General features: G+C 63.9%; 13 protein-coding genes. 10 read left to right on the forward strand and 3 right to left on the reverse strand.

The window, feature by feature from the left end:
* The first annotated feature begins 51 nt into the window (after positions 1–51).
* Positions 52–834 carry an NUDIX hydrolase gene (locus ACODSR_RS10250; protein ID WP_489076120.1) on the forward strand — a complete coding sequence of 261 codons (783 nt, stop codon included), beginning with the start codon at positions 52–54 and terminating at the stop codon, positions 832–834.
* Positions 835–837: 3 nt separating this feature from the next.
* Positions 838–1,563: an extensin-like domain-containing protein gene (locus ACODSR_RS10255; protein WP_489076122.1), complete on the forward strand. Its 726-nt coding sequence runs from the start codon at positions 838–840 to the stop codon at positions 1,561–1,563.
* Between the two features lie 35 nt (positions 1,564–1,598).
* Here the strand turns inward: ACODSR_RS10255 and trpE are convergent, their stop codons facing one another.
* Positions 1,599–3,116 (reverse strand): anthranilate synthase component I, encoded by a 1,518-nt coding sequence (trpE, locus tag ACODSR_RS10260; RefSeq protein ID WP_489076124.1) that lies wholly within the window; start codon positions 3,114–3,116, stop codon positions 1,599–1,601.
* A gap of 1 nt (position 3,117) precedes the next feature.
* Positions 3,118–5,070, reverse strand: coding sequence for a peptidylprolyl isomerase (locus ACODSR_RS10265; RefSeq protein ID WP_489076126.1), 1,953 nt, complete (start codon positions 5,068–5,070; stop codon positions 3,118–3,120).
* 154 nt (positions 5,071–5,224) lie between these two features.
* Between ACODSR_RS10265 and tpiA the strand changes: the two genes are divergently transcribed.
* The 4 genes from tpiA to ACODSR_RS10285 all read left to right on the forward strand — a co-directional run bounded on the left by tpiA (position 5,225) and on the right by ACODSR_RS10285 (position 9,546).
* Entirely contained in the window at positions 5,225–5,965 is a 741-nt protein-coding gene (gene tpiA, locus ACODSR_RS10270) for a triose-phosphate isomerase (RefSeq protein WP_489076128.1), read from the forward strand.
* A 201-nt stretch (positions 5,966–6,166) separates the two neighbouring features.
* Positions 6,167–6,523 carry a preprotein translocase subunit SecG gene (secG, locus tag ACODSR_RS10275; protein WP_006951806.1) on the forward strand — a complete coding sequence of 119 codons (357 nt, stop codon included), beginning with the start codon at positions 6,167–6,169 and terminating at the stop codon, positions 6,521–6,523.
* A 90-nt stretch (positions 6,524–6,613) separates the two neighbouring features.
* Complete coding sequence (gene pyrG, locus ACODSR_RS10280) at positions 6,614–8,245, forward strand: CTP synthase (RefSeq protein ID WP_489076130.1); 1,632 nt, start codon at positions 6,614–6,616, stop codon at positions 8,243–8,245.
* A gap of 251 nt (positions 8,246–8,496) precedes the next feature.
* Positions 8,497–9,546 (forward strand): choice-of-anchor A family protein, encoded by a 1,050-nt coding sequence (locus ACODSR_RS10285; protein ID WP_489076132.1) that lies wholly within the window; start codon positions 8,497–8,499, stop codon positions 9,544–9,546.
* 17 nt (positions 9,547–9,563) lie between these two features.
* Here ACODSR_RS10285 and ACODSR_RS10290 read toward each other — a convergent pair whose 3' ends face one another.
* Positions 9,564–10,703 carry a PQQ-dependent sugar dehydrogenase gene (locus tag ACODSR_RS10290; RefSeq protein ID WP_489076134.1) on the reverse strand — a complete coding sequence of 380 codons (1,140 nt, stop codon included), beginning with the start codon at positions 10,701–10,703 and terminating at the stop codon, positions 9,564–9,566.
* Between the two features lie 270 nt (positions 10,704–10,973).
* Here ACODSR_RS10290 and rimP point away from each other — a divergent pair, with 270 nt between their 5' ends.
* The 4 genes from rimP (at position 10,974) to ACODSR_RS10310 (ending at position 14,099) form a co-directional block, all read left to right on the forward strand.
* Positions 10,974–11,498 (forward strand): ribosome maturation protein RimP, encoded by a 525-nt coding sequence (gene rimP / locus ACODSR_RS10295; protein WP_489076136.1) that lies wholly within the window; start codon positions 10,974–10,976, stop codon positions 11,496–11,498.
* An 11-nt stretch (positions 11,499–11,509) separates the two neighbouring features.
* Positions 11,510–13,081, forward strand: a complete 1,572-nt coding sequence (gene nusA, locus ACODSR_RS10300; RefSeq protein ID WP_489076138.1) for a transcription termination factor NusA — start codon at positions 11,510–11,512, stop codon at positions 13,079–13,081.
* 4 nt (positions 13,082–13,085) lie between these two features.
* Entirely contained in the window at positions 13,086–13,322 is a 237-nt protein-coding gene (locus tag ACODSR_RS10305) for a tautomerase family protein (RefSeq protein ID WP_489076140.1), read from the forward strand.
* Between the two features lie 63 nt (positions 13,323–13,385).
* On the forward strand, positions 13,386–14,099 hold the full coding sequence (locus tag ACODSR_RS10310; RefSeq protein ID WP_489076142.1) for a DUF448 domain-containing protein: 714 nt from the start codon (positions 13,386–13,388) through the stop codon (positions 14,097–14,099).
* The last annotated feature ends 1 nt before the right edge of the window (position 14,100 follow it).

Here is a 14,100-nt window from a genome sequence, read left to right on the forward strand (position 1 = left end):
ATCGCTGCGGCGGGCTTTACCGCCGGGCGCTGCTGCGCCTAGAGCAAGGGCATGACGATAGAGGATGATGCAGGTCGCCCCGCCGCGACGGTGGTGATCGTGCGCGACCGGCCCGATGGGCCGCCCGACATATTGATGATGGAACGGGCGTCGACCATGGCCTTTGCCGCCGGTGCGCTGGTCTTTCCCGGCGGGGGCGTGGACGCGCATGACCGGCAGCTTGCGGCGCAGATCGACCATGGGCTGGATCTGGACGAGGCGGCGGCGCGGATCGCGGCGATTCGCGAGACGATCGAGGAAAGTGGGCTGGGCGTGGGGCTGAGTGGCGGGCTGGCGGGCGCGGTCGATGGCGCCGTGGTGGTCTCGATCCGGCAGGGGTTGCTGGACGGGGCGATGCTGGGTGATCTGCTCGACGGCCATGGGGTGGCGCTGGCGCTCGATCAGTTGACGCCCTTTGCCCGTTGGCACCCCGCGCCGTTCGAGAAGGCGGTCCGGGTCTATGATACGCGCTTCTATCTGGCCCGCGCCCCCGACGCGCAGGAGGCGATCGCCGACGCGACCGAGAATGTGCATCTGTTCTGGAGCAGTGCGGCGGCGACGCTGGCGCGGTGCGATGCGGGAGTGGGGCATGTCATCTTCCCCACCCGGCGCAATCTGGAGCGGCTGGCGCAGGCGGGGAGCCATGCCGATCTGGTCGCCCATGCCGCCGCCCATCCGGTGGAGAAGGTGCGGCCATGGCTGGAGGATCGCGACGGTGAGCAGCATTTGTGCATCCCCGATCATCTGGGTTATCCCGTCACGTCGGAACCTTTCAGGCAGGTCCGGCGTGGTTAGGCGATGCGACGCCTTCACCTGATCCTGCGCCGTTGCCTGTTGTGGGGCGGCTTCCTCTGTCTGATGCTGCTTGGCTATGCGGTGGTGCGGCAAAGGCCGCAGGATTTGCCCTGGACCGACATCGACCTTGATCAGCCGATCGGGCTGTTTACCGGGCGCAAGCTGGCGGCGCTGACGCAGGAGCGGGCGCAATGCCTGGCGCTGCTGGAGCGGGCGGGTGTGGCACATGGCGCGATGCAGCCGGGCGGATCGGGCCAGTGCGTTTATGATGACGCAGTGCGGCTGAAGGCGGAGCGCGGGGCGGTGGCCCTGTCCCCGGCGGCGGTTGCGCCATCCTGTCCGGTGGTCGCGGCGCTCAAACTGTGGGAGTGGCAGGTGGTGCAGCCTGCCGCGCAGCGCATCTACGGCCAGGCGGTTGCGTCGATGCGGCATTTTGGCAGCTATAGCTGTCGGCGCATGTATGGCCGCAGCGCTGGCGACTTCAGCGAACATGCGACCGCCGACGCGATCGACATATCGGCCTTCGTGCTGGCGGACGGGCGGCAGGTGAGCGTGTTGAACGACTGGGGTGGCAAGGCCAAGGACGCCGAGTTTCTGCGCGCGGCGCGAGATGGCGCTTGTGACCTGTTTTCGACGGTGCTGTCGCCCGATTATAACAAGGCGCACCGCGATCATTTCCATCTGGATCAGGCGGAACGCGGTGCGACCGGGTGGCGGGCGTGTCGGTAGATTCATCCTCCCCAAGCTTGTCTTGGGGAGGAATTTTACTGGCCGAAGCCGCTTGTCCGCGCCAGCGCCACGGCTTCGCGCGCGGCTGCCAGTAGCGCGCCGCTCTTGGCTTCGCATTCGCGCTGTTCATATTCGGGGGTGGAATCGGCGACGATGCCGGCGCCTGCCTGGACGTGCATGACGCCGTCTTTCAGGACGGCGGTGCGCAGGACGATGCAGCTGTCCATATTGCCGTCCGGGCCGAAATAGCCGACCCCGCCAGCATAGGCGCCGCGCGTTTCGGGTTCCAGTTCGGCGATGATCTCACACGCGCGGACCTTGGGCGCGCCCGATACGGTGCCAGCCGGGAAGCCCGCGAACAGCGCGTCGATCGCGTCCTTGTCCGGCGATAGCTGGCCGACGACGTTGGAGACGATGTGCATGACATGGCTGTAAAATTCGACGCTATAGCTGTCGGTCACGGTGACGCTGCCAGCCGTCGCGACGCGGCCAACGTCGTTGCGGCCAAGGTCCAGCAGCATCAGATGCTCGGCCCGTTCCTTGGGATCGGCCAGCAGGCTTTCGCGGTTGGCGGCGTCCTCCACTGCATTTTTTCCGCGTGGGCGCGTGCCGGCGATCGGGCGGATCGTGACTTCGCCGTCGCGGGCGCGGACCAATATTTCGGGGCTGGAGCCGATCAGCGCGAAGCCGGGCAGGTCGAGATAATAGAGGAAGGGCGAGGGATTGATCCGCCGCAGCGCGCGATAAAGGGCGATGGGTGGCAGGGTGAAGGGGCTGGTGAAACGCTGCGCCAGCACCACCTGAAAAATATCGCCTGCGACGATATAATCCTTGGCCTTGGTCACCATCGCGGCATAGCGGCCCGGCTCCAGCACCGGGGTGACCGCGATGTCGGCCATGTCCGCTGGAGCGGGGGTGGCGGGCAGCGGGGCGGCGAGGCGCGCGGCGGTGGCGTCGATCCGTTCCAGCGCGGCGTCGATCGCCTTGTCCGGGTCGGTAAAGCTGCCCTTCCACACCGGCGCGACCAGATAGAGCGCGTCGGCCAGCCGGTCGAATACCAGGATCACCGTTGGTCGCACGAACAGCATGTCGGGCAGGGCGATGGGGTTGGGGGCAGGGCGGGGCAGTTTTTCGACCAGCCCGATGGTTTCATAGCCGAAATAGCCGACCAGGCAGGCCAGCGCTGCGGGTAAAGCGGGATCAAGGTCGGCGCGACATTCGGCCACCAGCGACCGTAATGCGGTCAGCGCGTCGCCTTCCAGCGGCTCGAACGCATCGCGGTCGGTCGCCCAGTGGCGGTTGATCTGCGCGGTGTTGCCATCAGCACGAAACAGCAGGTCGGGGGCCAGGCCGATCAGGCTGTGGCGACCGCGCACCGCGCCGCCCTCCACCGACTCAAGCAGAAAGTCGCCGCGATCGGCCTCGAACAATTTGAGCGCGGCGGAAATCGGCGTGTCGGTATCGGCAATCTGCCGCCGCCACACCAGCGCCGATTCGCCCCGCGCCAGCGCCGCGTGCGCTGATGCGATGCCGTCCCCGCCCGTCGCGCTCATATTACTGCCCGCCGCTGTTGGTGGCGGTCAGCGCCTTGCGCGCGTCTGCCACGGCCTTGGCATTGCGGGTCACGCCCAGCTGCTTTTCGACCGCGCGCTCGAACTGCTGACCATATTCCTCGCCGACAACCTCGCCGAGCTGGTCGCGCACCTGCTTCAACAGTTCGGGCTGACCCTTGGCATCGCCGCGCTGGATGGCGTTCAATTGCACCACGAAGGTGCCGCGATCCTGCCCTATGGGGAGCGTCTTGACCGTGTTCGCCGCCATCGAAAAGAGGATGGCGACCTCCGCCGGGGGACGTTGTTCACCACGCATGATGTCGGCGCGGCGGCCACCCAGCACCTGCGGCGCGGGCAGCTTGACGCCGACCGCCGCGACGGCATCGGCCAGCTTCATGCCCTTGGCCACCTTGGCCCGGATATCCTCGGCGACCTTCTTGGCCTTCTCATTGCCCTGATTGAGCTTGTATTGCGCCTGCACCAGCGGCTTGACCTTGGCCAGCGGCGGCGGGGCGGCGGCGACGATCTCACTGGCCGCGATGAGCGCATAGCGTTTGTCCGGGGTGATCGGCACCAGCTGCGCATCATCGTCCGCGTTCATCGCGAAGGCGGGCGCGACCAGCGGTTGCAGGTCGGCGGAGGGGACATAGGCCGAATCCTCGACCTGCTTGCCGGTGGCGAGCAGCAGCGGGCTGGTTTCGAGCTTCAGGCCATTATCCTTGACCACTTCCTCGAACGTGCCGCCATCGGCAATCTGGTCCTCCAGCTTGCCGGTCAGTTCGGTCAGCAGCGTCTTTTCCTTTTGCGCGCGCAACGTCTCGACCAGTTCGCCGCGTACAGAGGCGAGCGGGCGGGCGGGGGTTTCGGTGATCGCGGTCACGCGCAGCACGACCCAGCCCAGCGATCCGCGCACGGGACCGACCAGATCGCCCTGTTTTGCGGCGAAGGCAGCATCGGCAATCGCCTTGCCGGCCGATGCGGTGAGTGCAGCCTGGCTCTGGTCGGCCAGCGTCAGCGCTTCAAGGCCCGCGCTCTTTGCCGCGGCGGACAGCGACGTGCCGCCCCTGACCTTATCGGCGATCGCCTTGGCACCTGCCTGCGTCGGCAGCACCAGTTGCTCGATGCTGCGGCTCTGCTTGGCGGCATAGGCGGCCTTGTTCTGATTATAGGCGGCGGCGATGTCCGCATCGCTGGGCTGTGAGGCCTGCGCGAAACGCTGCGCGTCGATCACGGCGTAACGGATACGGCGCTGTTCGGGGATGGTGAAGCGGTCGGCGTTGCGCTTGTAATAATCGGCCAGTTGGGCGTCGGTCGGCGCCTTGTCGTCGAGAAAGGCGACCGCCGGGATCGCGGCGATCGTACCCTGCCGCGCTTCGAGCAGCAGCGAGGCATAGGGCAGCACCAGAGAGTCGGAGAGTTTGACGCCCAGACCCACCGGACCCAGCAATTGGCGCTGGAGGATTTCGCGGCTGATATCATCGCGGAGCGCCTGTTCGGTGATGCGTTCGCGGATCAGCAGCGAGCGGAAATTTTCCTGGCTGAAATTGCCTGCGGCATCCTGAAAGGCGGGGATTTGCGCGATCTGCGCATCGACCAGCCGCTTGGAGATATGCACGTCTTGATCGTCGGCAAAGGCGCGCAGGGTCAAGGATGCGACCAGTTGGTCGAACACCTGTGTCGCGCCGCCCTGCGCAAAGAAATCGCTGATCAACAGGGCAGGATTGGACTTGCGGGCATTTTCATAGACGCGCTGGATCCGGTCCTGCACTTCATTCTGCGACAGTTTGTGGCTGCCCGCCTTGGCCGCCGTGCCGCCACCGCCGCCCAGGCTGCTGCCGAACTGGCCGCTGGACAGATCGCCCAGAACGAAGGCACCGGCGATGACCGCCAGGAAGAGGATCGCAAAGACCGCACCGAACCTGGAGCGAATGAAGCGGCGAAAGACAGCAAGCATGAAAATGTCCGAACTGCGGGCGTGATGGCGGTCGCTTTAAGGCGGTATAGGCGCGGCGGCAAGCGCCACGCGTGTAGCCGGTCTGGACAAATGCACCCGCCCCGTTCATCGCCACTGGGCGTGCAGCAAAAACAAATATGGGGAAATATAATCCATGAACAGGCGTAAACTCGTCGTGGGCAACTGGAAGATGAATGGCCTTAAGGCGCATCTGGGTGAAGTTGAAGCGATTGGCGGGATCGCGGCCGATCATCCGGGGGTGGATGTAGGACTATGCGTGCCTGCGACTTTGATCGCGGCGGCGGCGCAGGTTCGGGGCGGGGCCTTTATCGGAGCGCAGGATTGCCACATGAACGCCAGCGGCGCGCATACCGGTTGCCTGTCCGGCGCGATGCTGGTCGAAGCGGGCGCAAGCTGGACGATCGTGGGGCATAGCGAACGGCGGCAGGACCAGGGCGAGAGCGATGGCGACGTTGCGGCCAAGGCATTGGCGGCCAAGGCGGCGGGCCTGAACGTCATATTGTGCGTGGGCGAAAGCCTGGACGTGCGCGACGCGGGCAACGCCGAAGCGGTGGTGTCGGCGCAGTTGCTGGCGTCCTTGCCCGATGGCGCGGCGGCGGACTGGCTGGCGATTGCCTATGAACCCATTTGGGCGATCGGCACCGGGCGGATTCCGACGATGGAGGCGGTCGACGCGATGCACCGGGCGCTGCGCGATGCGCTGGCCAGCCGGATCGGGGCGGAGGCCGACGGGATGCGTATCCTTTATGGCGGGTCGATGAATGGCGACAATGCGGCGGAATTGCTGGCCATCGCGGACGTTGATGGCGGGCTGGTCGGCGGCGCAAGCCTGACAGCGGGCAAGTTCGCGCCGATTATCGCGGCGGCGGATTAATCCGAGATCCGTTCGGGCTGAGCGAAGTCGAAGCCTTGTGCTGAGCGGAGCGAAGCAGCTTCGCCTGTGGCTCAGCAGTACCCTTCGACTTCGCTCAGGGCGAACGGATTTGGAATCGAGTCAGATACCCATGGTTGCCCCCGCGTCGCTTCATCGCTATGTGCGCGGCAACGCACCCCATTTCCGGACAGAACCCGTCGCATGTTCACTTTCCTTCTCGTCGTGCAGGCGATCATCGCCGCCCTGCTGGTTACCGTCATCCTGATGCAGAAGTCGGAAGGCGGCGGTCTGGGCGTGGGGGGCAGCCCGGCGGGCTTCATGTCGGCGCGCGGCGCGGCGGATTTCCTGACTCGGTCGACCACGGTGCTGGCGACGATCTTCGTCACTCTGTCCATCGTCATGGCGGTGATCGCGTCGGTGCGTCATGCGCCCAGCGACATCGACACGTCGCTGGTCAAGCAGGCGCCGGTCACGCAGAACGCGCCGGCCACCAGCGCTGATCCGCTGGCGGGTGCGGCGAATGCGGCCAGCAACGGTGCTGTTCCGCTCGCCAACTAAACCGTTCACCGACATTTCGAATATTTTTTAAGCGTGCGTGGATTCGCGCGCTTGCTCTTTGTTGTTTGGAAAGGCTAGGCCTCTTCTCCCATGACGCGGTATATTTTCATCACCGGCGGCGTGGTCTCCTCGCTTGGTAAAGGCCTTATGGCCGCATCCCTGGCAGCGCTGTTGCAGGCGCGGGGCTATCGCGTGCGAATCCGCAAATTCGATCCCTATCTGAACGTCGATCCCGGCACGATGTCGCCCTATCAGCATGGCGAAGTCTATGTGACCGACGACGGGGCGGAGACCGATCTGGACCTGGGCCATTATGAGCGCTTTACCGGCGTTTCTGCGCGCCAGAGCGACAATGTGACGCAGGGCCGCGTCTATCAGACGATCATCACCAAGGAACGGCGCGGCGACTATCTGGGCGCGACGGTGCAGGTCATTCCGCACGTCACCGACGAGATCAAGGCGTTCGCGCTGGCCGACACCGACGATATCGATTTCGTGCTGTGCGAGATTGGCGGGACCGTCGGCGACATCGAATCGCTGCCTTTCATGGAGGCGATTCGCCAGTTGCATAATGATCTGGATCGCGGCCAGTCTATCTTCGTCCATGTGACACTGGTGCCCTATATTGCTGCGGCGGGTGAGCTTAAGACCAAGCCGACCCAGCATAGCGTGCGCGAACTGACGTCGCTGGGTATCCAGCCCGACATATTGCTGTGCCGCTGTGAGCATCCTTTGCCTGAAAGCGAACGGCGCAAGATTGCGCTGTTCTGCAATGTGCGGCCCGAAGCGGTCATCCCTGCGCTCGACGCCAGCAGCATCTATGGCGTTCCCGCCCAATATCATGCCGAAGGTCTGGACGCCGAAGTGCTGCGCGCTTTTGGTATCGAGGGTGCGCCCGTGCCGTCGCTGGAGCGATGGGACGACATTATGGACCGGCAGCAGAACCCGGAAGGCGAAGTCACGATCGGCGTGGTGGGCAAATATGTCGGCCTGCCCGACGCCTATAAATCGCTGCACGAGGCGCTGACCCATGGCGGCTTTGCCAATCGGGTGAAGGTGAAGATCAAGTGGATCGACGCCGAACTGTTCGAGAAGGGCGACGATGTCGCGGCTTTCCTGGAGCCGATGCACGGCATTTTGGTCCCCGGCGGCTTTGGCGTGCGCGGGTCGGAAGGCAAGATCGCCAGCGTCAAATTTGCGCGCGAACGCAATGTGCCATTCTTTGGCATTTGCCTGGGGATGCAGATGGCCTGCATCGAGGGTGCGCGGAATACAGCGGGCATCGCGGCGGCCTCCACCACCGAATTTGGCGAGACGTCCGAGCCGGTCGTGGGCCTGATCACCGAATGGATGAGCGCGGAAGGCTTGCAGAAGCGCACCGCCGAGACCGATCTGGGCGGCACGATGCGGCTGGGGGCTTACCCCGCGAAACTCACCGGCAACAGCGTGGTCGCGGGCATCTATGGCGCGGACGAGATTAGCGAGCGGCATCGCCATCGCTATGAGGTCAATGCTGGCTATCGTGAGCCACTGGAAAAGGGCGGGCTGATCTTTTCCGGCATGTCGCCCGACGGGATGCTACCCGAAATCGTCGAGCGGCCCGACCATCCCTGGTTTGTCGGTGTGCAGTTCCACCCGGAGCTGAAATCCAAGCCGTTCGATCCGCATCCGCTGTTCGCCAGCTTCATCGAGGCGGCGGTCAAGCAGAGTCGGTTGGTTTGATCGTGGGGGGGGCGCTGGCAAAGGCGCTTCCAATGATGATAGTTATGGCGTCCGCCGCCTTTCTTCTGCCATTTTCCCGATCGTGATCGGCGGCATTTGCCGCTTTTGCCGAGATGACGTTACGGCATGCGAAATTGTCGATGCTGCGCCATTGTTACGCATGTGTTTCACTTTGATACGAGGTCGCGAACGCAGAAAATTTACCCTTTTTCTTCATTGGGTTGCATCGTTTAGGCTGTTAGCGCGGCGCCATGAAAAATGCACGTTACACCCTGGCCACCATCCTGGCCCTTGCCGCCACGCCGCTGATGGCCTCGCCGGTCGTCGGCACCGACGCCATGCGCGAATGGAACCTTGTCGTCCTGGGCGACCTTCAATCCTCATCCGAGGTGGAGGGACGCACATTTGTGGGCGGCAACCTTTCGGGGACGTCCTCCAACTATCAGATCAGCACCCCCACGCCGTCGCCGACCGGCCAACCCGGCTTGACCGTAGTGGGCAACGTCACCGGCGGCGTGAAAAATCTCAACAACGGATCGGGGGCTGTCGTTGGCGGCAATGTCGAAAGCGGTTTCAACCTGAATGGCGGGACGCAGACCGTGAAGGTCGGCGGCATGATCAGCAACACAAATGTCAACCAGCATGTCGTCCAATCCGGCCTTGCGGCGTCCAGCCCCGATTTTGCGAACGGTCTGGCAACCCAGGGCAGCGTCATGGCGGGCAGTATGAAGGCGCTTTCGACCGGGTTGGCCGGCCTGTCCGCCAACAGCCAGATGCAGGTCAGCGGCAATCGCGCCACTTTCAATGCTGCGCCGGACAGCAACGGAATGGCCGTCTTTTCGATCAGCGGCAAGGATCTCGATTCCATTGGCGAGATCGCGTTCAACCTGAACGGCGCGGATACGGCGATCGTCAACGTCAGTGGCAGTGCCATCACCCTGAACGACAATTTTCTGGGCGGCACTGCCGGGCTGGGCGAGCATGTCATCTGGAACTTCGACGAGGCGCAGGCACTCGACCAGAGTACGGCGTGGGGCGGATCGGTGCTGGCCCCCTGGGCTGCGGCGACGACCGCCAACTATGTTCAGGGGTCGGCGGTATTTGGCAGTCTTGTGCAGAATGGCGAGATGCATCTTGGCACCTATACGGGCCATTATGCGTCCTCGCCGACTGGGCCTGACGCGACGGGCAGCAGTTCGGGTGGTTCGACGCCTGTTCCCGAAGGCGCGGCGTGGGGATTGTTCCTGCTGGGCGCGGGCGCGCTGGTCATGCGCCGCCGTTTCACCATGCGCGCCGGTTGAGCGGTGGGCGGTCCCGGTCAGCCTGCGGCAGGTGTCAGCTTAAGCAGCCGTCCCTGCGACCCGTCGCCGCCATCTTCCAATAGCCAGAGCGCGCCGTCCGGGCCTTGTTCGACCTCGCGGATGCGCGCGCCCATGTCCCATTGGTCGGCCTTGCTAGCCTTGTCGCCGTCCAGCTTGACCCGGACCAGCGCCTTGCTCGACAGGCCGCCGATGAAGAGTGAGCCTTTCCACGCCGGGAAGTGATTGCCGGAATAATAGAGTAGGCCGCCGGGCGAGATGACCGGGTTCCAGCTGACCTTGGGGGCTTCAAATCCGTCGCCGGGGGCATGGTCGGGAATGTCGCGACCGTCATAATGGCTGCCATTGGACACTTTGGGATAGCCGTAATTGAGGCCCGGCTTGATCAGGTTCACCTCGTCCCCGCCCTTTGGCCCCATTTCCTGTTCCCACAGGCGACCGTCCGCGTCGAAAGCGATTCCCAGCAGGTTGCGGTGGCCATAGGACCAGACCGCCGGGTGAAAGCCCTGCGCAGCCAAGGGATTACCCGCAGCGGGCGTGCCGTCCAGATTCAGGCGCAGCACCTTGCCCAGCGTTGCCTTGGGGTCTTGGGCGGGGTCGAATTTCTGCCGTTCGCCATTGGTGAAGAAGAGATATTTGCCGTCGGGTGAGAAGGCGATGCGGCCGGAATAATGGCCATTGCCTGTCACATAGGGGCTGGCGCGGAAGATGACCTGCACGCCGTCCAGCTTGGTTGTGCCGTCGCTGGCCTGCGCGAAGCCGCCCTTGGCCAGCGCCACACCCTTCACCCCGTCGCGGCTTTCGGAAAAGCTGAAATAGACCGCCTTGTCCTGCGCGAAATTGGGGGAGAGGACGACGTCCATCAACGCGCCTTGCCCCGCGCTATCGACGCCGGGGATGCCCGCGACCGGGATTTTGGTGCCGTTTTTCGGATCGAACAGGATCATCTCGCCCGCCTTTTCCGTCACCAGCGCGCGACCGTCCGGCAGGAAGGTCATGGCCCAGGGCGAATCGAAATCGGCGATGGTCGCAGTCTTGAACGGTTTGGCCGGGGCATCGGCGGCATTCTGGCCGGTGGCATTGTCAGCCGAACAGGCGATGAGGATGAGGGGCAGGGCGGTTATGAAGGTCCGGGTCATAATTTTCTCCGTTCGCCCCCCGATCAAGCCGGGGGCAGGCCCTGAGCGAAGTCGAAGGGCTATGCTGAGCATGGCGAAGCACCTCTCTTCGTGCGGTGGAGGGCTTCGACTTCGCTCAGCCCGAACGGTTAGAATACAGCAGAACGAATAATGTTGCAGATTTTCCGCCCTCCACCTATATCGCCCTTGCTTCCTTACATCGTCAAAAATGTCAGGGTCGCAGGCACACCGCCTGCGGCGGCGGCAAACTTATATTGTTCTGGAGATTGCATGGCGGACATCGCCGCACTGACTGCGCTGATCGAACCGGAGGTGAAGGCTTTGGGCTTTGACCTTGTGCGGGTGAAGCTGTTTGGGTCGGGCGACGAGCGCACGTTGCAGATCATGGCCGAACGGCGGGAAACGCGGCAGCTGGTGATCGAGGATTGCATGACGATCTCGCGCCGCCTGTCGGACCTGCTGGACGAAACCGACCCGATCGAGGAGGCCTATCGCCTCGAAGTCAGTTCGCCGGGGATCGACCGTCCGCTCACCCGCCTGCACGACTTTGTCGAATGGGGCGGGTTCGAGGCGCGGATCACCGTGACCGAGGCGATCGACAATCGCAAGACGTTCAAGGGCATCCTTGGCGCGGTCGAGGGCGAGGATATCGCCTTCAAGGATACCAAGGTCGGGAATGTCGTCATTCCCTTCGCCCTGATCGACACCGCCAAGCTGGTGCTGACGGACGCGCTTATTAATGCTACCATGCCGCTCTCTGCCGAGGGTGCGGACGATATCGAAACCGAAGGATAAGGGTTCTTTCCATGGCCAACGCCATTTCCGCCAACCGGGCCGAACTGATCGCCATCGCCAATTCGGTGGCCAGCGAAAAGATGATCGACAAGGCGATCGTCATCGAGGCGATGGAGGACGCGATCCAGCGCGCCGCGCGTGCGCGTTACGGCGCAGAGAACGACATTCGCGCCAAGCTGGACCCCGACAGCGGCGATCTCCGTTTGTGGAGAGTTGTCGAAGTGGTCGATGTGGTTGAGGATTATTTCAAGCAGGTTGACATCAAGGCGGCTGAAAAGCTCCAGAAGGGTGCCGTCGTCGGCGACTTCATCGTCGATCCGCTGCCCCCCATCGATCTGGGCCGCATCGACGCCCAGTCGGCCAAGCAGGTGATCTTCCAGAAGGTCCGCGATGCCGAACGCGAACGCCAGCATGAAGAATTCAAGGACCGCGTGGGTGAGATCATCACCGGCGTCGTGAAATCGGTCGAGTTCGGCCATGTCGTCGTGAACCTTGGCCGGGCCGAGGGCGTCATCCGCCGCGACCAGCAGATCCCGCGCGAAGTCGTCCGCGTCGGCGACCGCATCCGTTCGGTCGTGCTGAACGTGCGCCGTGAAAATCGCGGGCCGCAGATTTTCCTGAGCCGCGCGCATCCAGAATTCATGAAAAAGCTGTTCGCGCAGGAAGTCCCCGAAATTTACGACGGTGTCATCACCATCATGGCCGCCGCCCGCGATCCGGGCAGTCGCGCCAAGATCGGCGTGATCAGCCGCGATTCGAGCATTGATCCGGTCGGTGCCTGCGTCGGTATGAAGGGCAGCCGCGTGCAGGCCGTCGTGCAGGAAATGCAGGGCGAAAAGATCGACATCATCCCCTGGTCGGAAGATACCGCGACCTTCGTGGTCAACGCGCTCCAGCCCGCCCAGGTCAGCCGCGTGCTGATCGACGAGGAAGAAGAGCGGATCGAAGTCGTCGTTCCCGACGATCAGCTGAGCCTGGCCATTGGCCGTCGCGGCCAGAATGTCCGTCTCGCCAGCCAGCTGACCGGCAAGGCGATCGACATCATGACCGAAGCCGACGCCAGCGAGAAGCGCCAGAAGGAATTTGTGACCCGTTCCGAACTGTTCCAGAACGAACTGGACGTGGACGAGACGCTGTCGCAGCTGCTGGTGGCCGAAGGCTTTGGCGAGCTGGAAGAGGTCGCCTATGTCAGCATCGACGAGCTGGCCTCGATCGAAGGCTTTGACGATGATCTGGCGGGCGAGTTGCAGAACCGCGCACTCGAAGCGCTGGAGCGTCGCGAGGCGGCTTCGCGTGAAGAACGGCAGGCGCTGGGGGTCGAGGACGCCCTGGCGGAGATGCCGCATCTGACCGAAGCAATGCTGGTCACGCTGGGCAAGGCGGGCATCAAGACGCTCGACGATCTGGCTGATCTGGCGACCGACGAGCTGGTGCAGAAGAAGCGGATCGACCAGCGCCGTCGCAAGACCGAAACCACCGAGGACAAGGGCGGCATTTTGGCGGCCTATGGCCTGTCGGACGAGCAGGGCAATGAGATCATCATGGCCGCGCGCGCCCACTGGTTCGAAGACGAGGAAGCCTGAGCCAGTGCCGTTCGTTGATATCCGTCTGGCTGGTAGCGCCACGCGTGAGCAGAAAGCCGCGCTGGTTGCCGACATCACCCAGTCGCTCGTGGAGCGGCTGGGGAAGCCGGCGGCTGCCGTCCAGATCAATATCACCGAACTGAGCCTGGAAAATTATGCGGCGGGCGGCTTGCTGCTGGCCGACCGCACGCCTGCGCCCTCTGTTAGGGAGGACGCCATTGCTGCGGACACTCCCCGATGAGCGTTTAGGCTTATCCGATAGCGTTGGGGTTGCCAGTCCATCCGTTTTGGCGGAGGGGCACGCATGACCGAACGCAAATGCATATTGACCGGCGACCGCGCCGACCCCGAAACGCTCATTCGCCTTGCGATCGGGCCGGAGGGTCAGGTGCTGCCCGACGTCCGGGCCAAAGCACCGGGGCGGGGCGCATGGATCGGCGTCAGCCGGGCCGAGTTGGAAACAGCACTCGCCAAGGGCAAGCTCAAAGGCGCGATCGCGCGGTCGTTCAAGGACGGCGCGCTCCAGATCGAGGCGAACCTGCCCGAACGGATCGAGACGGCGCTGCGGCAGGATCTGCTCAGCCGTCTGGGGCTGGAGGCGCGCGCGTCCATGCTGCTCACCGGCTCTGAAAAAATCGATACCGCCTGCCGCAAGGGGCTGGTTAAATTGCTGCTCCACGCCGCCGATGCGGCTGCCGATGGCAACCGCAAACTGGACCAGGCGCTGCGCGTCGGACAGGAAGCGGAAGGCAGCGATCTTGCAGGCACCGTCTTGCCTGTGGACCGCGAGGCCCTATCTATGGCAATGGGGCGCGATAATGTCGTCCATGTTGCGGTGACCGACTCGCGCGCGGCTTTACGCCTGCGTGCGGCCCTGGGCCGCTTGGAAAGCTATCTGGGTTGCGTTATCGAGGCGCCCGCGCAGGAGGAGGAGCAATCCTCCGCTGCGCAGGGTGCCGAGATTGCATGGAATGATGCGTCGGTGCCTGCACCGGCCGGTGATGAAGTGAAGGGTTAAG

Source organism: Sphingobium sp. FG125 (assembly GCF_057809795.1).